We start from the raw sequence: 20582 nt of genomic DNA on the forward strand, positions 1-20582 counted from the left end.
AGATGATGATTCATTTCTCCTTTTAACATAGCTTCAAACATAGGACCAAATATGTCTTTCAGTGCATTCTGCATGTCTTGTACGGACTCTGGTTGGTATTGTTCTATTATTCTATTAGCTAACTCTACTGATTGTGGATCACGTTTAGATTTTGCCATTAGAAACAACTCCCCCAATTCATATATTATTAGTTTAACAATAAAAAAATAAACTGCGAAGTAAGAGCCGTACGCTCTCTTACTTACACAGTTTATATTACACTCCCGGGGGTGATGGCTTGCATCAACCGATTATGAGAGAATATCAACCAAAAATAGTCAAGTATCAACCAATCTGAGAGATTATCAACCATTTCGCAAAAACATCAACCGAAAGAGGGCCAACATCAACCGTTCTATGACAACATCAACCAAAATCCAAACAATATCAACCAAACGCACTAGACATTTAAAAATACACTCATGTTCACAATCACAATCTAATAAACTAAAGTATAAGACAACCTCCCCAAGAAGGAGATTTTATTTTTTTGTCGAATAGAATAAATTGTAAGAGACGAAGGGTGGTGGATGAATGCTTTTACGAGGGATTTTATCACTAGTATTAAATGCTGTGGCATTAATCGTTGTTGCACAGCTCTTTGACAATTTTCAATTGGAAGGGTTCGGAACAGCTTTATTAGCAGCATTAATTTTGGCAGTATTAAATGTTATCGTAAAACCTATTTTAGTAATTTTAACTTTACCATTTACAATATTAACACTTGGTCTATTCTTATTTGTTATCAATGCTGTGACTTTAATGATCACACAAGGAGTAATTGGTGATTCGTTTGTCATTAATGGATTTGGCACAGCATTACTTGCTGCGGTAATCCTATCCATATTAAATTTATTGTTAAACCGCTTGGTGAAAGACACGTTAACTTCATAAATAAGACTCGCATAGGTTCATGTAACCTATGCTTTTTCTTTGGCTTAAAGTAGAACATCTTTTTTCCTTCCTCCTACCAAAATATGCTACAATGGGAAACAGTTAGGACTGCTAATGGAGGAAAGTATATGACAACAATCGTACGTACTAAAGATTTGCTAGACAATTTTAATTTAGAATTAGTTGCGGGCGAAGAAGGAATACATAGAGAGATTACAACAAGTGACATATCTCGTCCTGGAATTGAAATGACAGGTTATTTTAAGTATTACCCAAAGGAAAGGCTTCAGTTAGTTGGGAAAACCGAAATGACGTATTTTATGGCTTTAGAACGAGAAGTGCAAGAGGACCGGATGAAACATATTTGTACAGATATTACACCGGGAATTGTCGTAACAAGAGGAATGGATATTCCACAGGTGATGATTGATGCTGCCAATAACTCAGGTGTTCCGATTCTTCATTCACCTAGAAAAACAACTAGGGTAATTAGTAGGCTAACCAACTACTTAGAGGCAAAATTTGCTCCATTTACAGCTATTCACGGCGTTCTTGTGGATATTTATGGTGTTGGTGTGTTAATTACTGGCCAAAGCGGTGTTGGTAAAAGTGAAACGGCATTGGAACTTGTAAAGCGTGGGCATCGCCTTGTTGCTGATGATAGTGTAGAAATACGTCAAGAGGATTATGATACATTAATAGGAAATTCACCGCCTCTTATTGAACATTTACTAGAGATACGTGGTCTTGGCATTATTAATGTGATGACCTTATTTGGTGCTGGAGCAGTACGTAGTTATAAAAAGATTGCTATGATTATCAATTTAGAAATTTGGGATCCAAAAAAGCAGTATGATCGTTTAGGATTAGATGAAGAAACGATGAAAATCATGGATGTAAGCCTACCAAAATCGACGATTCCAGTTCGTCCAGGTAGAAACTTAGCTGTTATTATTGAAGTTGCGGCGATGAACTTTAGATTAAAACGAATGGGTGTCAATGCAGCAGAAGAGTTCTCAGAGCGATTATCCAATATGATTATTCAGGAAAAGGAACAGGAGTGAGAATATGAGTTGTGATGCACCTACATTGGATCGCGTCTTTCTTCAAGTAGGCTCTTTATCCATTTATTGGTATGGAGTCATTATAGCTGCCGGTGTGTTTATTGCCCTCTATATGGCTATGAAGGAGTCCGACCGTTTAGGAATTAATAAAGATTTGTTTGTTGATTTAGTAGTTTTTGCTATTCCTATATCAATTCTTTTTGCAAGAATATATTATGTTACGTTCGAATGGGAGCGTTATGCAGGAGGACCTTGGTGGAAGATATTCGCAGTTTGGGAAGGTGGAATTGCGATTCATGGGGCATTAATTGGTGCTGTTCTGACTGCAGTAGTTTTTGCACGAATCAAAAAGGTTCCATTCTGGCAATTAGCTGACATTGCCGCACCGAGTTTAATTATTGGTCAGGCGATTGGACGTTGGGGTAACTTTATGAACCAAGAAGCACACGGCGGCCCGATTACGGATCAAGGTGTTCTGGATACCCACTATACATTACTACCTGATTTTATTATGAATCAAATGTGTATTGAGGGAACCCATTACTATCCAACATTTTTATATGAATCATTATGGAACATTCTTGTACTTGTTTTATTATTATTATTACGTCGTAAAAATCCAATTCGTGGTACGGTATTCCTAACCTACTTGGCAACTTACTCTGTTGGTAGATTCTTTATCGAAGGAATGCGTACAGACAGCTTATATATTGTAGGAAATCTTCGTACTGCACAATTTATTTCTATCTTATTAATAGTGGGTGCAATTATTCTCATCATCTATCGCTATAAAACTGTTAAAGAACGATATGTAGATGTAGAGAAGAAGAAAAAACCTGGTAAGAAAAATACGAAAAAGAAAAAATAGCATCTTTAGAGAGAGGGAAGCAATAATGTCTGGTATCATCAAGCGCGGACTTAAACAAGGACTGCAGACAACCTGGACGTTAGGGAAAGTTATTTTTCCAATAACATTAATTATTACTATCTTACAATTTACCCCTGTTTTACCTTGGGTGATTGAAAAAATAAGTCCACTAATGGGGCTTATTGGATTGTCAGGGGAAGCGGCTGTACCTATCGTATTGGGAAATACGTTAAATCTTTATGCTGGTATTGGAGCGATTATTTCTTTTGATTTTACGGTGAAAGAAGTATTCATTATGGCGATGATGCTCTCTTTCTCCCATAATCTATTTATAGAATCAGCAGTTGCTTCAAAAGTTGGCATCAAATGGTGGCTAATTGTAGGGGTTCGAGTGGGGCTTGCATTAATTGCTGCGGTTATTATTAATCTCGTTTGGAGTGGTGGAGGTGAGCTTGCGCAATATGGGTTCATCTCACAGGAAGCGGCAAATCCTACTGGCTGGGGAGAAATTATCCTTCAAGGACTACAGACAGCAACTCTAGCAGTGCTTCAATTAGCTATCATTGTCATTCCATTAATGATTATCATGCAGTATTTACGTGAAATGGGCTGGCTTACGAAGTTATCGAATGGGTTTGCTCCAATGACAAAAGTATTAGGCATGGAAAAGAATACATCCATGACATTAGTTGCGGGACTTACGATTGGGCTTGCATATGGTGCGGGACTGATGATTCAAGCAGTGAAGGAAGACGGTGTCTCCAAGAAGGATATGACACTAGCATTAATTTTCCTTGTTTCCTGTCATGCTGTAGTGGAGGATACATTAATCTTTATCCCACTTGGTATACCAGTTTGGCCGCTATTAGTAATCCGTCTAGTTACTGCTATCATTTTAACCATGACGATAGCATTTATATGGAAACGATCGGAACAACGAAAACGAAAGGATATCACCAATGAACATTCATACAATACTATTTGATCTTGATGGTACGCTTATTGATACAAATGAACTGATCACGCAGTCTTTCTATCATACCTTTAAAGAATTTGGTCTTGAATTTACTCATGATGAAATTCTTGCTTTTAACGGACCACCACTAAGAGAAACATTTGAGAAATTAGACTTGGATAAAGCAGAAGCGATGATATCGACTTATCGCGATCATAATTTAGAGCATCACGATCAGCTGGTGGAGGCTTTCCCCAATGTGAAAGAAACGTTAAGTGTGTTAAAAGAACGAGGTATCCGATTAGGTATCGTTACAACAAAAATGCGCAAAACAGCAATTAGAGGGATGAAGTTAACAGGAATCTATGATTATTTTGATACGATTATTGCCTTAGATGATATTACACATGCTAAACCACACCCAGAACCTGTTCTAAGTGCGATGAAACAATTAAACGCTAAACCGGATCATACCTTAATGGTTGGAGACAATTCCCATGATATTGAATCTGGACATAATGCAGGAGTTAAAACTGCAGGAGTCGTTTGGTCCCTAAAAGGAGAAGATTTTTTACAAAAGTACAATCCAACCTATATGCTAAAGGATATGAAGGATTTAGTTGAAATCATTGGGGTGTAATAGATGAGAAACACAGAGCGCCATCCAGTCCAAGAGAATAATTCACTTTGGCAAATCTATAAGACGGTATCATTCTGGAAAGTTGTTAAGAATTTTATCGTTATTCAAATAGCGAGATACACTCCTTTTCTCGGAATGAAAAACTGGCTATATCGTGCGTTCTTGCGAATGAAGGTAGGAGAGAAAACTGCCTTCGCACTGATGGTGATGCCAGATATTATGTTCCCTGAGAAAATTACTGTAGGAACAAATTCGGTGATTGGGTACAATACTACGATTTTAGCTCACGAGTATTTAATCAAAGAGTATCGCCTCGGTGAAGTGATTATAGGTGATGAAGTGTTGATTGGAGCTAATAGTACAATTCTTCCTGGTGTTACAATCGGTGATGGTGCAATTGTGTCTGCGGGAACACTGGTTCATAAAGATGTTCCTGCTGGAGCTTTTGTTGGTGGAAACCCGATGCAATTAATTTATACAAAAGAAGAAATGGAGAAACGTGAAGAACAAAGTCTCCTCGAATAGTTAGAAACCACAAACATACTAATGTACTGATGCATTAGATTGTTTGTGGTTTTTTCTTTTATGGACTACTTTTTTCCTATTTTCATTCTAAAATTTATCAACTAACAAATAGTATTAATAATAAGGCTAATATACTTTTAGGGGGCAGGAAAGAATGGGGAGTTTTTCAAGCTTGGAACGGTCAACTATTTATGAACAGATAGAAAAGGAAGAATTGGATTTACTAGTGATAGGTGGCGGTATAACGGGATCTGGAATAGCACTAGATGCTCTTACAAGAGGTTTAAAGACTGCGGTAATAGAAATGCAGGACTTCGCAGCCGGAACATCCAGTCGCTCTACAAAGCTTGTTCATGGTGGGCTACGCTATTTAAAACAATTTGAAGTAAAGATGGTTGCAGATGTCGGGAAAGAACGGGCGATTGTCTATGAAAATGGCCCCCATGTTACAACTCCAGAGTGGATGCTACTACCATTCCATGAGGGAGGTACATTTGGTCCATTTACGACTAATATTGGTCTTCGAGCATATGACTTCTTAGCAGGTGTAAAGCGGAATGAAAGAAGGAAGATGTTATCTGCTGAGGAAGCATTACGAATGGAGCCTTTGTTAAAGAAAGAGGGACTAAAAGGAGCGGGTTATTATGTTGAATATAAGACTGACGATGCCCGGCTAACCATTGAGGTGATGAAAAAGGCAGTAGAGAAAGGCTGCCACGCGATTAATTATGCTAAAGTGGATTCTTTTATATATGATGAAAACCGCAAAATAATTGGGGTAGAAGTCGAAGATCAAACGAACGGTACTATACATGTAATTCATGCGAAGAAAGTAATTAATGCATGTGGACCATGGGTAGATGATGTAAGAGAGTTAGATGGGTCAAGGCAAGGGAAGCACCTACATTTAACCAAAGGGGTTCATCTTGTATTCGCACAAGCAAGATTTCCTCTCCAACAAGCAATTTATTTTGATACCCCAGACGGGAGAATGGTATTTGCAATACCTCGTGACGGAAAGACTTATGTTGGAACAACTGATACGACCTATCAAGGGGATGTTTCCCATCCGACAATGACGTTAGAGGATCGGGATTATATCATTGAATCAATTAATTATATGTTTCCATCATTAAACATTACTGCCGATGATTTAGAGTCAAGCTGGGCTGGTTTACGACCACTAATTGCGGAGGATGGAAAGAAACCAGGAGAAATTTCTCGTAAGGATGAAATATTCATTTCTGAGTCAGGGCTAATATCGATGGCAGGTGGGAAGTTAACTGGTTACCGGAAAATGGCGGAGCAAGCGGTGGATACGGTAGTAGAGCAACTTAAGGGCGAAATTGGGATCTTGTATGGAGATTCCGAAACGAAAAACCTACCTATCTCAGGAGGTGACGTTGGCGGATCCAAAGGTTACCCTGCTTTTCTAGAGAAAAAGGTAAATGAAGGGATAATGCTAGGAATTGAGAAGGAGGAAGCAGAGAAATTAGTACAAAAATATGGCTCCAATATTGATTACGTATTTGAGTTATATGAAACTAGAAAAGAAGAAGCAGTCCAAGAATCTATCGACCCAGTTGTATTTGCACAGCTTTGTTATGGACTAGAGCATGAACTGGTTTATAAACCAACAGACTTCTTTATTCGTAGAACTGGAGCATTGTTTTTTGATATCGATTGGGTCAAAAAACATAAAGAAAGCGTCGTTTCGTATATGCGAAAGAAGTTAAATTGGAAGGCAGATCAGTACTTGGAATATTTGCAGGATTTGGATGTATTATTGAATGAAGCCGTGGTACCGTCAGAGTAGAGATTATAGTAATGGTAGGGGAAGGTCATCTTGTGAATTCAAGATGGCTCTTTTTGTTAGCCGAGATTCATCCATTCACTCTCAGCATCAAAATAACTATGTATTTGCATGAAAATGGTTATGAGAGAAGCACTCATTATCAAAGTAACAACACATTAGCATGAAAAAGATGATGAGAGCAGCGCTCAACATCAAAATAACCAAGCTTATACATGGAAATAATCATGAGACCTAGAAGTCGCACCTCTTTTACCCAAACCTAAACCTCCACTAAGATCATGAAAGTAAGTATATAAATCCATAAATATTTATGGTATACTTTCTTCGATATGTGAAAAAATAGGGGGATATGCATGCAACCAGTAGAAAACAAGAAAAAAATTGCACCAACTAATAATGTTATCCCTTTTATTCCTACGGGTGATTTTTATTTTGCAAAAGGCGTTGAAGCGTTCCGCAAAAGAAAGTTTGATATTGCATTAAAATGGTTAACTAAGGCAGTAGAATCTGCTCCAGATAACCCTTTGTATCAATGTCAAATGTCGATCGTCTATACTGAAACAGGCTCTTATCATAAAGCAAATCAAGTCTTAACGAATGTATTGCAAGCAACTGGCGATCAATATGTTGATTGCTATTATTTATTAGCGAATAATTATGCACACTTAGGCCTGTTAAACGATGCGAAAAAGTTCGCCGTTTCATACCTTGATAAGGAACCTAATGGTGACTTTAGTGAAGATGCTAAATCGTTATTGCAATTAATTGAAATAGATGATGATTTTGATGAAGAAGATTGGGAGCTTGAAGAAGAGGATGAACTCCTTGTTTATCAAGAAACTGTCTTTTATCATCTTGAAAATAATGAGTGGGATAATGCATTAGCTTTATTAGAGGAAATGATATTACTATTTCCGAATCATAAAATTGCACATCATGAGTATACTTTTGCTCTCTTCTTTTCTGGTAGACAAGAAGAGGCTATTGAAAAAGAATTGGAATTATTGAAGGAAGATCCAAACAATTTGTACAGCCATACAAATTTAGCTGCCTTTTACTATGAGACAAATGCAAACAGAGAATATGAAAAGCATATAAGCGCATTACTAAATATATATCCAATCCATGAACAACAGAAATTGCGAGTTGCTGTAACACTTGCTAGAACTGGCCTATTGGAAGAAGCTTATGCACGTTTTCGCATGTTAGACAAGTCTGTTGTGAAAGGGCATATCTCATATTATCGTTGGTATAGTATGACAGCCTATCGTTTAGGTGAGCCTTCTAAGGCTTTAACCTTATGGCAAGAAGGCTGCCGTAGACATCCGAAACTATCTGATCAGGAAGGTCCATGGAATTCCTGAGCATTTCATTAGACGGAGAAATGTAAATCCTATACCCTTTTAAGTAGATACACTATTTGCTATAGAAAGGGGCGTTATAAAATGTCCGAAGAAAAAATATATGATGTGATAATTGCTGGTGCTGGTCCTGCAGGTATGACCGCTGCAGTGTATGCATCTCGTGCTAGCTTGGATACGTTAATGATTGAACGAGGTATCCCAGGTGGACAAATGGCGAATACAGAAGATGTAGAAAACTATCCGGGTTATGATCATATTCTTGGACCGGATTTATCCAATAAAATGTTTGAGCATGCCAAGAAGTTTGGTGCAGAGTATGCGTACGGCGATATTAAGAGTGTCGAGGACCAAGGTGATTACAAAGTTATCAATGCTGGTTCGAAACAATATAAAACAAAGACACTTATTATCACAACGGGTGCACAATATAAGAAACTTGGAATTCCTGGTGAAGAGGAATTAGGTGGTAGAGGAGTATCTTACTGTGCAGTATGTGACGGTGCTTTCTTTAAACAAAGGGAGCTAATTGTAGTTGGTGGTGGTGACTCTGCAGTAGAAGAAGGAGTTTACCTAACTAAGTTTGCAAGTAAAGTAACGATTGTCCATCGTCGTGAAGAGTTACGTGCTCAAAAGATTTTACAGCAACGTGCTTTTGATAATGAAAAAGTTGATTTCATTTGGAATACTACAGTAGAAAAAATTAATGGGCCTGAAGGTAAAGTTAGCAGTGTTACATTAAAAGATACCGAAACAGGCGAAGAATATGAAAAGTCTGCAGACGGTGTATTTGTATACATTGGAATGGTACCTTTAAGCGAACCTTTCAAGTCACTTGGAATCACTAATGAAGAGGGCTATGTAGTAACTAACGAAAATATGGAAACGTCTATCCCTGGTGTTTATGCTGCTGGAGATATTCGTGACAAGAAGCTTAGACAAATTGTTACTGCAACTGGTGACGGTTCGATTGCTGCTCAAGCAGCACAAAGCTACATTGAGGAATTAGAAGATAAATTAAAAGCAAAGAACTAAATGGGTTAACAAAAGATTGTGAAAGTAAAAACATCTTAACCTTGTTGTAACACGCACGAAATATTTATAGGGTACAATAAGGTTAACTAATTGACCCCCTTTTTAATAGATAGATTAGTTTTTGGCGCAGATGTTATCATCTGCGCATTTTTTTTATACTTGAAGGGGGAACTCGAAATGAATTTTAGTGAAAAATTGAATGTTGTTGAGAGCTTATCATCTTCTTGACATTAAAATTAAAGCGAAGTGAAGTTAAGAAGTGGTCTTACCATCATTTTGACTTTAAAGCTTGAAGCGAAGTGAAGTTAAGAAGAGCTCTTACCATCATTTAGACTTTCAAAATTAAAGCGAAATGAAGTTAAGGAGGGCGCTTACAATCATTTTAACTTTAAAAATCTAATCGAAATGAAGCTAAGAATAGCTCCTACCATCATTTTGACCTTAATAATCCAAGTGAAGTGATGTTAAGAGGCTATCAGAACATCTTTTCAAACCTAAATCATAAGTGAAATGAGGGTAAGAAGCACGGCCATCTATTAATAACTAATATCAAAATAGGAAAAATAATCATTTTCTTGTAGCATTAAATTGATTCCATGTATAATAGATATAGTAGTATTAACTTTAACTACATTCGAGATGTAGTTGTAAATAAACCAATCCATTGCAAGCGGTGAGAGGTGGTTCAATTGACTAAAGTAGAACAGGAAACAAAAATGGTTATTATAACGGGGATGTCAGGTGCTGGAAAAACAGTTGCTATTCAAAGTTTTGAGGATCTTGGGTATTATTGTGTAGATAATTTACCGCCTGCATTACTTCCTAAGTTTTTAGAACTAATGCGTGATTCTACAAATAATATTCATAAAGTGGCACTCGTCATGGACCTTCGTGGTCGGGAATTCTTTGATTCTTTGTTTGAGGCACTAGACCTTTTGAGTGAAGAAGAGTGGCTAGATGAGCATATATTATTCCTAGATGCGAATGATGAAAAGTTAGTTACCCGGTATAAGGAAACGAGACGATCTCATCCTTTGGCAATTGGAGACTTACCGCTTAAAGGTATTAAACAGGAACGCCAAATTCTTGATGAAATGCGTGGACGCGCGCATCGTGTTATCGATACGTCAAGTCTGAAGCCGAGACAATTACGTGAAAAAATACTTAACTACTATACTGAAGAGAAACAGGAGATTTTTTCCGTTAACATGGTATCGTTTGGTTTTAAATACGGAATTCCAATCGATGCTGATTTAGTATTTGATGTGCGTTTCCTTCCAAATCCACATTATGTTTCGAATTTGCAACCACTAACTGGATTAAACCCAGACGTTTCCTCCTACGTATTCAAATGGTCAGAGACGCAAAAATTCCAAGAGAAAGTGCTGGATTTATTACAGTTCATGCTTCCGCAATACAAGAAGGAAGGTAAATCTCAACTTGTTGTAGGAATTGGATGTACTGGTGGACAGCATCGATCCGTTGCACTTGCTGAGTTTTTTGCTAAGAAGTTATCAGGTACGTATATTACTCATGTAACACATCGTGATATCGATAAAAGAAAGGGCCATTAAATAATGACAGAACAGAATCTACCACGGATTGTGGTTATTGGTGGGGGAACTGGGATGCCGGTTCTTTTACGTGGTCTTAAAAATCTACCTATTAAACTAACTGCATTGGTGACGGTCGCGGATGATGGAGGCAGTACTGGGAGAATAAGAAATGACATGGCTATACCTGCACCCGGGGATATTCGAAATGTTATTGCTGCGATGTCGGAAGTGGAGCCGATGTTAATTCAACTTTTCCAACATCGTTTTTCCGATGGGAATGACTTATCGGGTCATTCTATGGGGAATCTGCTGTTAGCTGCGATGACCTCAATTACTGGCGATTTTTATACAGGAATTAAGGAGATATCAAGAGTTCTTAGCGTAAAAGGAAAGATTTATCCTATCTCTAATGAAAATATATCTCTATGTGCAGAAATGTTGGATGGAACGGTAGTCGAAGGGGAATCTAACATTCCGTTAGCTGGTAAACAAATCAAGCGTGTATTTTTAAATCCTGAAGATGTAACACCATTGCCAAATGCAATTAAAGCTATTGAAACAGCTGATTTAATTGTCATTTCACCAGGTAGTTTATTTACTAGTATTATGCCAAATCTAATTATTCCTCAAATCGATGAAGCATTAAAAAGTGCATCAGCTAAGGTAGTCTATGTTTGCAATGTTATGACTCAAGATGGGGAGACTACAGATTTTTCTGCAAGTGACCATGTACAAGCAATTATTAATCATGTTGGTAATGATGTGATTAATGCTGTGGTAGTAAATAATCAATCGATTGATCCTAAAATTAGAGATGTTTATGCAGGAGAAAATGCTAAACCAGTTAATTATGATATCGATAAATTATTAGATATGGGCTTAGAAATTATTGAAGGGGATATTATTGACTATTCTCGAGGTACGATTCGCCATGATACAGGGAAAATTGCTAAATTATTATTTTCACTGATAAATAAATAAGGTAAAGGAGGGAGAAAGGTGTCCTTTGCTTCTGAGATAAAAAAGGAATTAACCACTACAGAATTTGAGGATTGCTGTGCTTATTCTGAATTAGCTGCGTTAATTCGAATGAATGGTACCGTGTCTTTATCCAATTTTAATTACAGTTTAGACGTACAAACCGAAAACGCAGCTATTGCTAGACGAATTTATACCCTAATAAAGAAAAGCTTTTCACCAATTCCGGTTGAATTGTTAGTGCGTAAAAAGATGAAGCTGAAGAAAAACAATGTATACATTGTTCGATTGAAAGAAGACGTACATGAAATGCTAACAGAATTAGGGATTATGAAAGACTCCTATACATTTGTCAGAGGAATATCAGAACGATACTTAGAAAGAGATTGCTGCAGAAGAGCATATTTGCGAGGAGCATTTCTTGCAGGTGGTTCCATTAATAATCCAGAGACATCTTCGTATCACTTAGAAATTTCAAATACAAGTGAAGATCATAATAATTCCTTATGTGAATTATTAAATTCATTCGGCTTGCGAGCTAGAGTTCTAGAAAGAAAAAAGGGTTTTATTGTTTACATGAAAGAAGCAGAGAAAATCACTGAGTTCTTAAGTATTATTGGGGCAAACAATGCATTGTTTAAATTTGAAGATGTTCGTATTGTAAGGGATATGCGAAATTCTGTGAATCGTCTGGTCAATTGCGAGACTGCTAATTTGAATAAGACGATTGGGGCTGCTTTCCGTCAGATAGAGAATATTAAGCTGATTGAGAGAACAGTAGGTCTAGAAGCTTTACCAGAAAAACTTCGGGAAATTGCTATATTGCGTGTTCAACATGAAGATGTTTCTTTAAAAGAACTTGGTGAACTTGTCGCTACTGGTAAAATCTCTAAGTCTGGTATTAATCATCGATTGAAGAAAATTGATGAATTTGCAGAAAAGATTAAACAAGGTGAAAATTTACGTTAACTCAATTGTTATTTTAGATATTCATGATATAATAAAATATCATGAATATCATTTAATATACATCTTTTTTGTTAACGCTTACTTGGGAGGATGAGGAGACAATGGTTGAGAGAGTTGTTACAGTTGAGCTTGAGTCAGGATTACAGGCAAGGCCTGCAGCGCAATTTGTTCAAGAAGCTAACCGTTATGCTGCACATTTATTTTTAGAAAAAGAAGGAAAAAAAGTAAATGCAAAAAGCATCATGGGTTTAATGAGTTTAGCCATTACGACTGGTGAATCTATTAAACTTATAGCTGAAGGTTCAGATGAGCAGATGGCATTAGATCATCTAGTATCTTTTGTTAGCAAGAAATAATTTTTTAGATTACTATACTTTGTGAAAAAGATAACATTATCACTTACATAATAAGAGGGTGAGTCCATTTGGATCCACCCTCTCTTGCTAACACTATTCTGGCTTACGCTCTAATACCTTATCAATTAAACCATATTCCACTGCGTCTGCAGCTGACATGAAGTTATCACGTTCTGTATCACGGTTAATTACTTCAATTGGTTGACCGGAACGATCCGACATAATTTTGTTGAGATTTTCTCTCATTTTGATAATGCGTTTCGCATGAATCTCAATATCTGTTGCTTGACCTTGTGTACCGCCTAATGGTTGGTGAATCATTACTTCACTGTTTGGAAGTGCAAAACGCTTGCCTTTTGCACCAGCAGTTAATAGGAATGCACCCATTGATGCAGCCATACCAGTACAAATTGTAGATACATCAGATTTAATAAATTGCATGGTATCATAAATAGCAAAGCCAGCTGTAATTGAGCCACCTGGCGAGTTAATGTAAAGTGAGATATCTTTTCCAGGATCTTCAGCTTCTAAGAATAATAATTGAGCAACAATGGAGTTTGCTACATTATCATCAATTGCACTACCTAACATTATGATTCGGTCTTTTAAAAGTCTAGAGTAAATATCGTATGCGCGCTCACCACGGTTAGTTTGTTCAATAACTGTAGGTATTAAATTCATTGGAATTCCTCCTTTAATGTCTTCTATGGATATATCCAATCTTTGGATAATTTCATCATATAACATTGGTCAATGAAGGTCAAACGAAAACGTTCGACTAATATTGCAACTTGTCTATGTATCAAAATCACACATTACATCATGCCCTTTCACACTATGAAATAAACCTTTTCCAACTAAAAATACTTGTTTATTCAGTTCTCAGACGTTATAATAGCCTATGTGTCAGATTTTTTGGCAGACTAATTTAATATCATGCGCCCATAGCTCAGTTGGATAGAGCACTGGTTTCCGGTACCAGGTTTGTCGGGGGTTCGAATCCCTCTGGGCGCGTCCTATAATTAAAGAGTAGCAAGGGTTTGAGAGTTTCTCATCCCCTTGCTTTTTTAATTAGTTTCTAACTGAATTCTAACCTTCGGATTCAGAAATGAATTTTTAAGCTATTTTTTGGTGATGGAAATGACGTTTTCCGGAATAGTTTCTTTCTTTTTATAAAGTGATTTTTGAATACTTGTTGCTGCGATTTCTTGTATTCCAGGTATTACATGGGAATATGTGTCTAAAATTGTTTGTATAGATCTATGCCCTAATCTTTCCTGAACAACTTTAGGATGAACACCAGCTCGGTCGTTATGCCGGAAAGGTTTTGTTAAAACCTGTTAAAGAAAACATAGATCGTGATGAGCGTAGAAACTCAGATTTCAGGAGGTGAGTAAATGAAGAGTCAATTAAATTTTAAAGTTAGAAAAGATGATCAAGAATATGACATGCATGCTTTGGGTATCTGGGTATCATCTTTTCACATTTACTCACCCAATGTTATGCGCTCTAAAACTAGTGTTCCAGGAATGCCTGGAGCACATCTTCGAGACACACAAGATGGGGAAAGAACGGTTTATACTGCTATGCAAATTGAAGCTTATAATATAAGTGATTTTTATGATTTAAAGCATAGGGTATTTAATTTGTTTTATAGCAAAGAAGAGATTACTATCGTTCGCCATTTAACCACCGACAAAGAAATTAGAGTACTCCAAGAAGGTAGTTATGATATCAATAATTTGTCATTAGAAGATGGAGAATTCGAATTGTTTCTTACTATGGTAGATCCATTTGTTTATGGAAAAGAAATAAAGAGGTTCGACATATCTTATATGACAGCAATCGAATCTTTCATAATTAAAATCCAATACCGTGGATGTTGAAGCTTCCTTTCCTTCCTAAAAAAAGCAACATGACTATTTCATAGTAGTAGCACGTTGCTTTTTCAATTTAATTAATACTCAAGAGAACCTCTAAAGGTGTATGTACCACCATTACTTAATATCTTCATTCTTAAACCAATATAGTTCTGAAAGTGAGTACCTAAACTTAGTGCATATTTAGTGTTAGTAATATTTCCACCTGGTACATTTCTATAGCCGTATAAAACATCAGCTTCGTTCGTTACTTTGACTACTTCGTAGCGAACACCATGAGTATATATTCCCTTTTGCTCGTGAATGCCTAAAATTAAGGCTGTAGTTGGCGTACTAAAAGAGTATTTGCCATAGACATAGTGACTAACTGTACCATTAAAAGATGTTAAAATTATTTCCTGAGTGGTATATTCACCATCTTCCGTGTCGCCTTTTTCTACACCGGGATTAATTTCCGTGACTACATTTGAATCAAGACTATCACTAGAAATTATAATCTTCCAGTTGTCTTCTACTTTTTGAACGGTAGTTGGTATTTGTATGGTATATCCAGATGAGTGGGTAAGTTCAACCTGAAACTTCTTTGTATTAGAATTAATCTCTGTCTCGGATAGAATTTTGAAATCTTTTAAAGGATCCATATCATGGTTCTCTTTATATAAGGAAATGGATTCTGCTTCTGTAGGAAACCTTTCATCTTCTACTAATGAAGCATATTTTTCCACATCTCCAGTAATTAAAGCGTTATACGAATTTATTACTGTATCTTCAGCTGTGTTTAATATTGCAGAACTGGAATTAGCATAGACAAGATTTGTTCCTAAAATCATTGTAATAACTAATACTATACCTAAAATCCGTTTCATCATACTCTCTCCTCCTCGTAGCAATTAATGGTTAATCTACCATGACTTCTTCTTTCTATTATTTTGAAGTATAAATTAGTGGGAAAATTCTAACATAAGATTAACATAAGAAAGCAAATATTGTTAGTAAATATAACAATATTTTACAATAGTGCTTTCTAAACATTATTTACTTTATAGCTATTCATTGAAAAAATAGTATTGATTATGGGTTACATCACGGACAATTTAGCTTCCCTTCCAGGTGCGATCCTTCCGTTCAAATCGTCGAGCATTATTTCCATGTAGATATTCACTCATAAGAACCTTAGTTATTTCCTTTAACTCTTCCGGTGTAAATTCCATCAATTCATCATTCACTTTATAGTTCCTGGTATCAAGCCTCTTAACCTCATTGTGATGTTTACTATACATTTCTGCTTTTAAACGGAAATAATCCTGCTGGAATCGATCGATAATCGATTCCAGCATATCTACATAAAGATTGCTTAACTTAAATTCGTTAAACTTCTGAATGTCCTGCTTGAATACCGTTAAGACCATTGGGTGGGATATGTATTTTTTAATTAATTCTTCTTCCACAGCTATCTCCTACTATTCCTTTTAAATCAATCAATTTTAATTCTCTTGATTCCCATCCCAAAACAATTCTTGCCATTTTTTGATGGTGTAGTCGCTTGCATTCCGAACATGCTTAATATCGATCTCCGGAAACATCTCCTCGCAGATACTTTCTACTACACCTCTCAACCGCAAGCATTGTTGTGTTAGATGAGGGTGGAGCAGAAAAGTTACCATTAATTTATAAAAGGGGCCAATTGCAAGAAAGGCAGGAGCATAGTTATTATCTTTACTTAGAATCGTTTATTTTTGTATACTAATAAGGAACAAATAATATCATTAGAAGGTGCCACGATGGATAAAGTGATTTTGTATACGAAAGAAATCTGCTCTCTATGTGACAATGCAGAAGCTTTACTAGAAATGTTTCAGAATGATTATGAATTTGAAATTGAGAAACGAGATATTTATACAAATGATGAATGGTTGGAAAAATACCACTTACTAATTCCGGTCATTGAAGTGAATGGTATTCAACTTGATTGTGAACATGTCGATTATGACACGATGAATAATACCCTGCGAGATAATTTACCTAGTAAAAATTAATCTTGGTGTAAATTTTTTGTACATTATCGCTAAATTTGATGCAAATTATTTGTATATAATTACTAATATGGTATGATACTAATGTACATAGAATTATCTATGTGTATTTTTTTGGGACATGTGGGACACCGTAGGAATAGGCGGGACGTTATTGTTCCCGATTCTAAAGGGGCAATGTCATGAAGGAACTTATAGAAGCACAAAAGAAGCTTTTACCTGACTTGCTAGAAGTAATGCAAACAAGGTATTCCCTGCTACAAAATGTTAATCTTCATCAGCCGATAGGTCGAAGGGGGTTAGTCGAAAGTAGCCAGTTAACGGAAAGACAGGTACGAAGTGAAATTGATTTACTTCATGTACAAGGGTTATTAGAAGTTACAACAAAGGGAATGCTTATTACGGAGCAAGGCAAATTGATTCTAGAACAACTCACACCATTTATGAATGAAATAATGGGGCTCAGTGTTTTAGAAAATAGATTAAAGGAAACATTACAAGTAGAGAATATTGTTGTTGTCCCTGGAAATAGTGATGAAGCAGAATGGGTCAAGCAAGAAATGGGAAAGGCTTGTGCCCGTTACCTCAAAAAGATTATCGAACCCAATACGACTATTGCTGTAACAGGTGGGACAACGATGGCTTCTGTAGCGAGTGTAATGACTCCATTCGAAACAGAAGGGGAGTATTTATTTGTACCAGCACGTGGAGGTGTTGGCGAGAAAGTAGAAAGCCAAGCCAATACAATTGTTGCGCAAATGTCCCTTAAAGCACAAGGCGATTATCGGTTACTCTATGTCCCTGACCCAATTAGTGAAACATCCTATCAAAACATTATTCAAGAGCCTTCAATCATTGAAGTCTTAGAGCTTATCAAGAACGCTGACATCGTACTACATGGTATTGGTGATGCGCTAACGATGGCGGAACGTAGAAAGACTCCTTCTAATTTGAAGGATAGGTTACTAGCGAATAATGCTGTTAGTGAAGCCTTCGGGTATTATTTTGACCAAGAAGGTAATGTCGTTCATAAAGTACGCACAGTTGGATTACAGCTAGAGGATTTAGAATCGATGAAGCATGTGATTACCGTTGCTGGAGGCAAATCAAAAGCCAAAGCAATAGAATCATATTTCAAACACGGGAAAAGCAATATGCTTATTACCGACGAAGCAGCAGCAGAACAGATTTTAAGGGATCTATCCCTTTAAATAAATTAAAAGTTATAGAAATCTAGGAGGAATATACTATGGCAGTAAAAGTAGGAATTAACGGATTTGGACGTATCGGACGTAACGTATTTCGTCAAGCACTAACAAGAGACGATGTAGAAATCGTAGCAGTAAATGACTTAACAGACGCAAATATGCTTGCTCATTTATTAAAATATGACTCTGTACACGGAGTATTAAAAGAAGAAGTAACGGTAGAGGGTTCTAACATCGTTGTTGATGGAAAAGAAATTAAAGTTCTTGCTGAACGTGATCCAGCAAACCTTCCTTGGGGTGAACTAGGTGTTGAAGTTGTAATAGAATCTACAGGACGTTTTGTAGACCGAGATTCTTCTCAAAAACATATTGATGCTGGTGCTAAGAAGGTTATTATTTCAGCTCCTGCCAAAAACGAAGATATCACTGTAGTTATGGGTGTTAACCATGAACAATATGATCCAAGTAACCACCATATCGTTTCTAACGCATCTTGTACGACAAACTGTTTAGCACCATTTGCTAAAGTACTTAACGACAGCTTCGGAATTAAGCGTGGTCTAATGACTACGGTTCATGCTTATACGAATGACCAACAAATTCTTGATTTACCACATAAAGACTATCGTCGTGCTCGTGCGGCAGCTGAAAACATCATTCCAACAACTACTGGAGCTGCAAAAGCAGTAGCATTAGTACTACCTGAATTAAAAGGTAAATTAAATGGAATGGCTGTACGTGTGCCAGTTCCAGATGGTTCTATGGTAGACTTAGTAGTAGAAGTAGAAAAAGATGTTACTGCTGAAGAAGTTAACCAAGCATTCAAAAATGCTGCTGAGGGTGAGCTGAAAGGTATCTTTGAATACAGTGAAGCTCCACTAGTATCTCGTGATATTGTTGGAAATACACATTCTTCTATCCTTGATGGTCTATCAACTATGGTTATGGAAGGCAACATGGTTAAAGTACTTTCATGGTATGACAACGAAATGGGTTATTCTACTCGTTGTGTTGACTTAGTTGCTTACATGGGTCAAAAAGGACTATAAGAATACGTTGTAACATATAAGAAAAGGTGGAGGAATAAATTCTCCTCCTTTTCTCATGTATTTCTGCTTCCTTATTCTAAAGTAATGAGTAAACTTAGGGAAACCTATTAAGTAATGCTTACATACATTTTTGGGAGGGAATCCAAATGAACAAAAAGACAGTAAAAGACTTTGATTTAAAAGGGAAAAAAGTATTTTGCCGTGTTGATTTTAATGTACCAATGAAAAATGGTGAAGTAACAGATGATACGAGAATCAAAGCTGCTTTACCTACTATTCAGTATCTGTCTGAACAAGGTGCAAGAGTAATTCTTGCCAGTCACCTTGGTCGACCTAAAGGTCAGGCGGTAGAAGAATTACGCCTAGATCCAGTTGCAAAGCGTTTAAGCAATCTAATAGGCAAAGAAGTTGTAAAAACAGACACGGTGTATGGACCTGAAGTAGACGAAGCTATTGCTGGATTATCGGATGGTGATTTATTACTTCTTGAAAATGTTCGATTTGAGCCTGGGGAAGAAAAAAATAATTCGGATCTAGCAGAAGCTTTTGCGAATATGGCCGATGTTTATGTGAATGACGCATTTGGAGCAGCACACCGTGCCCACGCTTCAACAGCGGGGATAGCTGAAAAGCTACCATCTGCTACAGGATTCTTAATGGAAAAGGAACTTTCTGTTTTAGGTAAAGCACTCGATAACCCAGAGCGTCCATTTACTGCTATCATTGGTGGGGCAAAAGTGAAAGACAAAATTGGCGTTATTGATAATCTATTAGATAAAGTAGATAACTTGATTATTGGTGGCGGGTTAGCATACACCTTTGTAAAAGCACAAGGTCATGAAATAGGAAAATCCCTTCTTGAGGAAGACAAAATTGATTTAGCAAAAGACTTCATGAACAAAGCAGAAGCGAAAGGCGTTAATTTTGTTTTACCTGAAGATGTAGTCATTGCGGATGATTTTTCAGAGGATGCAAATACAAAAGTAGTTTCAATCTCCGAAATCCCTTCAGACTGGGAAGCACTTGATATTGGTCCGAAAACAAGTGAAAAGTATGCTCAAATTGTAAAAGATTCCAAACTAGTAATCTGGAATGGCCCAATGGGTGTATTTGAATTAAATGCATTTGCAGGTGGAACAAAAGCAGTTGCCCAAGCTCTAGCCGAAACAGAAGGATACACAGTAATTGGCGGTGGAGATTCTGCAGCAGCTGTAGAAAAATTCAACCTAGCAGAAAAGATGGATCATGTATCAACTGGTGGCGGAGCTTCCTTAGAATATATGGAAGGTAAAGTATTACCAGGTGTTGCAGCACTAAGTGATAAATAAGTCTGACAAATCTTTTATAGAGGTGATA

The 20582-nt window shown here is 36.8% G+C and carries 21 protein-coding genes, 1 tRNA gene and 1 pseudogene; 19 read left to right on the forward strand and 4 right to left on the reverse strand.

Annotated features, from left to right (window positions below; all coding sequences use genetic code 11):
* Positions 1-158, reverse strand: a pseudogene (locus TE34_RS20985) (IS256 family transposase); the annotation flags it as partial.
* A gap of 415 nt (positions 159-573) precedes the next feature.
* Between TE34_RS20985 and TE34_RS06880 the strand changes: the two are divergent.
* The 13 genes from TE34_RS06880 to TE34_RS06940 all read left to right on the forward strand — a co-directional run bounded on the left by TE34_RS06880 (position 574) and on the right by TE34_RS06940 (position 13056).
* A complete protein-coding gene (locus tag TE34_RS06880; RefSeq protein ID WP_047984094.1) occupies positions 574-933 on the forward strand; it encodes a phage holin family protein in 360 nt (119 codons plus the stop codon).
* Between the two features lie 128 nt (positions 934-1061).
* Complete coding sequence (gene hprK / locus TE34_RS06885; RefSeq protein ID WP_047984095.1) at positions 1062-1997, forward strand: HPr(Ser) kinase/phosphatase; 936 nt, start codon at positions 1062-1064, stop codon at positions 1995-1997.
* A gap of 4 nt (positions 1998-2001) precedes the next feature.
* Positions 2002-2865 (forward strand): prolipoprotein diacylglyceryl transferase, encoded by an 864-nt coding sequence (gene lgt, locus TE34_RS06890; protein ID WP_047984096.1) that lies wholly within the window; start codon positions 2002-2004, stop codon positions 2863-2865.
* A gap of 25 nt (positions 2866-2890) precedes the next feature.
* Positions 2891-3850: a nucleoside recognition domain-containing protein gene (locus tag TE34_RS06895; RefSeq protein ID WP_047984097.1), complete on the forward strand. Its 960-nt coding sequence runs from the start codon at positions 2891-2893 to the stop codon at positions 3848-3850.
* Entirely contained in the window at positions 3825-4460 is a 636-nt protein-coding gene (gene ppaX, locus TE34_RS06900) for a pyrophosphatase PpaX (protein WP_047984098.1), read from the forward strand. The genes TE34_RS06895 and ppaX overlap by 26 nt, the downstream gene beginning before the upstream one ends.
* Positions 4461-4463: 3 nt before the next feature.
* A complete protein-coding gene (locus TE34_RS06905) occupies positions 4464-4985 on the forward strand; it encodes an acyltransferase (protein WP_047984099.1) in 522 nt (173 codons plus the stop codon).
* Between the two features lie 154 nt (positions 4986-5139).
* On the forward strand, positions 5140-6801 hold the full coding sequence (locus tag TE34_RS06910) for a glycerol-3-phosphate dehydrogenase/oxidase (protein WP_047984100.1): 1662 nt from the start codon (positions 5140-5142) through the stop codon (positions 6799-6801).
* A 353-nt stretch (positions 6802-7154) separates the two neighbouring features.
* Entirely contained in the window at positions 7155-8165 is a 1011-nt protein-coding gene (locus TE34_RS06915) for a tetratricopeptide repeat protein (RefSeq protein WP_047984101.1), read from the forward strand.
* Positions 8166-8246: 81 nt separating this feature from the next.
* On the forward strand, positions 8247-9197 hold the full coding sequence (gene trxB / locus TE34_RS06920) for a thioredoxin-disulfide reductase (RefSeq protein WP_047984102.1): 951 nt from the start codon (positions 8247-8249) through the stop codon (positions 9195-9197).
* Positions 9198-9913: 716 nt separating this feature from the next.
* The gene (rapZ, locus tag TE34_RS06925) at positions 9914-10771 is read left to right on the forward strand and encodes an RNase adapter RapZ (RefSeq protein WP_047984121.1); all 858 of its coding nucleotides are present in this window, start codon (positions 9914-9916) and stop codon (positions 10769-10771) included.
* A 3-nt stretch (positions 10772-10774) separates the two neighbouring features.
* Positions 10775-11734: a gluconeogenesis factor YvcK family protein gene (locus TE34_RS06930; RefSeq protein ID WP_047984103.1), complete on the forward strand. Its 960-nt coding sequence runs from the start codon at positions 10775-10777 to the stop codon at positions 11732-11734.
* A gap of 18 nt (positions 11735-11752) precedes the next feature.
* On the forward strand, positions 11753-12700 hold the full coding sequence (whiA, locus tag TE34_RS06935) for a DNA-binding protein WhiA (protein WP_047984104.1): 948 nt from the start codon (positions 11753-11755) through the stop codon (positions 12698-12700).
* Positions 12701-12801: 101 nt separating this feature from the next.
* On the forward strand, positions 12802-13056 hold the full coding sequence (locus tag TE34_RS06940) for an HPr family phosphocarrier protein (protein WP_047984105.1): 255 nt from the start codon (positions 12802-12804) through the stop codon (positions 13054-13056).
* A 93-nt stretch (positions 13057-13149) separates the two neighbouring features.
* Here the strand turns inward: TE34_RS06940 and clpP are convergent, their stop codons facing one another.
* A complete protein-coding gene (clpP, locus tag TE34_RS06945) occupies positions 13150-13737 on the reverse strand; it encodes an ATP-dependent Clp endopeptidase proteolytic subunit ClpP (RefSeq protein ID WP_047984106.1) in 588 nt (195 codons plus the stop codon).
* 257 nt (positions 13738-13994) lie between these two features.
* Here clpP and TE34_RS06950 point away from each other — a divergent pair.
* Positions 13995-14070 (forward strand) — tRNA-Arg (locus TE34_RS06950).
* Positions 14071-14453: 383 nt separating this feature from the next.
* A complete protein-coding gene (locus TE34_RS06955; protein WP_047984107.1) occupies positions 14454-14942 on the forward strand; it encodes a phage tail domain-containing protein in 489 nt (162 codons plus the stop codon).
* A gap of 71 nt (positions 14943-15013) precedes the next feature.
* Here the strand turns inward: TE34_RS06955 and TE34_RS06960 are convergent, their stop codons facing one another.
* Both TE34_RS06960 and TE34_RS06965 read right to left on the reverse strand, forming a co-directional pair.
* Positions 15014-15805, reverse strand: a complete 792-nt coding sequence (locus tag TE34_RS06960; protein ID WP_047984108.1) for a DUF4878 domain-containing protein — start codon at positions 15803-15805, stop codon at positions 15014-15016.
* 225 nt (positions 15806-16030) lie between these two features.
* Complete coding sequence (locus TE34_RS06965) at positions 16031-16384, reverse strand: hypothetical protein (protein WP_047984109.1); 354 nt, start codon at positions 16382-16384, stop codon at positions 16031-16033.
* A gap of 333 nt (positions 16385-16717) precedes the next feature.
* Between TE34_RS06965 and TE34_RS06970 the strand changes: the two genes are divergently transcribed.
* From TE34_RS06970 to TE34_RS06985, 4 genes are all read left to right on the forward strand, one after another.
* Positions 16718-16972 carry a glutaredoxin family protein gene (locus TE34_RS06970; protein ID WP_047984110.1) on the forward strand — a complete coding sequence of 85 codons (255 nt, stop codon included), beginning with the start codon at positions 16718-16720 and terminating at the stop codon, positions 16970-16972.
* Between the two features lie 179 nt (positions 16973-17151).
* Positions 17152-18180 carry a sugar-binding transcriptional regulator gene (locus TE34_RS06975; protein WP_047984111.1) on the forward strand — a complete coding sequence of 343 codons (1029 nt, stop codon included), beginning with the start codon at positions 17152-17154 and terminating at the stop codon, positions 18178-18180.
* 38 nt (positions 18181-18218) lie between these two features.
* Positions 18219-19226, forward strand: coding sequence for a type I glyceraldehyde-3-phosphate dehydrogenase (gap, locus tag TE34_RS06980; RefSeq protein ID WP_047984112.1), 1008 nt, complete (start codon positions 18219-18221; stop codon positions 19224-19226).
* Between the two features lie 146 nt (positions 19227-19372).
* Positions 19373-20554: a phosphoglycerate kinase gene (locus TE34_RS06985; protein WP_047984113.1), complete on the forward strand. Its 1182-nt coding sequence runs from the start codon at positions 19373-19375 to the stop codon at positions 20552-20554.
* The last annotated feature ends 28 nt before the right edge of the window (positions 20555-20582 follow it).

This window comes from Ornithinibacillus californiensis, assembly GCF_001038485.1.
GTDB lineage: Bacteria > Bacillota > Bacilli > Bacillales > Amphibacillaceae > Ornithinibacillus > Ornithinibacillus californiensis.

Excerpts from the sequence above, each read along its gene's own strand:
- TE34_RS06960 (WP_047984108.1), bottom strand. The coding sequence starts at position 15,805 with ATGATGAAACGGATTTTAGGTATAGTATTAGTTATTACAATGATTTTA.
- TE34_RS06985 (WP_047984113.1), top strand. The coding sequence starts at position 19,373 with ATGAACAAAAAGACAGTAAAAGACTTTGATTTAAAAGGGAAAAAAGTA.
- TE34_RS06895 (WP_047984097.1), top strand. The coding sequence starts at position 2,891 with ATGTCTGGTATCATCAAGCGCGGACTTAAACAAGGACTGCAGACAACC.
- TE34_RS06955 (WP_047984107.1), top strand. The coding sequence starts at position 14,454 with ATGAAGAGTCAATTAAATTTTAAAGTTAGAAAAGATGATCAAGAATAT.
- hprK (WP_047984095.1), top strand. The coding sequence starts at position 1,062 with ATGACAACAATCGTACGTACTAAAGATTTGCTAGACAATTTTAATTTA.
- lgt (WP_047984096.1), top strand. The coding sequence starts at position 2,002 with ATGAGTTGTGATGCACCTACATTGGATCGCGTCTTTCTTCAAGTAGGC.
- ppaX (WP_047984098.1), top strand. The coding sequence starts at position 3,825 with ATGAACATTCATACAATACTATTTGATCTTGATGGTACGCTTATTGAT.
- clpP (WP_047984106.1), bottom strand. The coding sequence starts at position 13,737 with ATGAATTTAATACCTACAGTTATTGAACAAACTAACCGTGGTGAGCGC.
- TE34_RS06910 (WP_047984100.1), top strand. The coding sequence starts at position 5,140 with ATGGGGAGTTTTTCAAGCTTGGAACGGTCAACTATTTATGAACAGATA.
- TE34_RS06905 (WP_047984099.1), top strand. The coding sequence starts at position 4,464 with ATGAGAAACACAGAGCGCCATCCAGTCCAAGAGAATAATTCACTTTGG.
- trxB (WP_047984102.1), top strand. The coding sequence starts at position 8,247 with ATGTCCGAAGAAAAAATATATGATGTGATAATTGCTGGTGCTGGTCCT.
- TE34_RS06940 (WP_047984105.1), top strand. The coding sequence starts at position 12,802 with ATGGTTGAGAGAGTTGTTACAGTTGAGCTTGAGTCAGGATTACAGGCA.
- TE34_RS06970 (WP_047984110.1), top strand. The coding sequence starts at position 16,718 with ATGGATAAAGTGATTTTGTATACGAAAGAAATCTGCTCTCTATGTGAC.
- TE34_RS06975 (WP_047984111.1), top strand. The coding sequence starts at position 17,152 with ATGAAGGAACTTATAGAAGCACAAAAGAAGCTTTTACCTGACTTGCTA.
- rapZ (WP_047984121.1), top strand. The coding sequence starts at position 9,914 with ATGGTTATTATAACGGGGATGTCAGGTGCTGGAAAAACAGTTGCTATT.
- TE34_RS06880 (WP_047984094.1), top strand. The coding sequence starts at position 574 with ATGCTTTTACGAGGGATTTTATCACTAGTATTAAATGCTGTGGCATTA.
- TE34_RS06915 (WP_047984101.1), top strand. The coding sequence starts at position 7,155 with ATGCAACCAGTAGAAAACAAGAAAAAAATTGCACCAACTAATAATGTT.
- gap (WP_047984112.1), top strand. The coding sequence starts at position 18,219 with ATGGCAGTAAAAGTAGGAATTAACGGATTTGGACGTATCGGACGTAAC.
- TE34_RS06930 (WP_047984103.1), top strand. The coding sequence starts at position 10,775 with ATGACAGAACAGAATCTACCACGGATTGTGGTTATTGGTGGGGGAACT.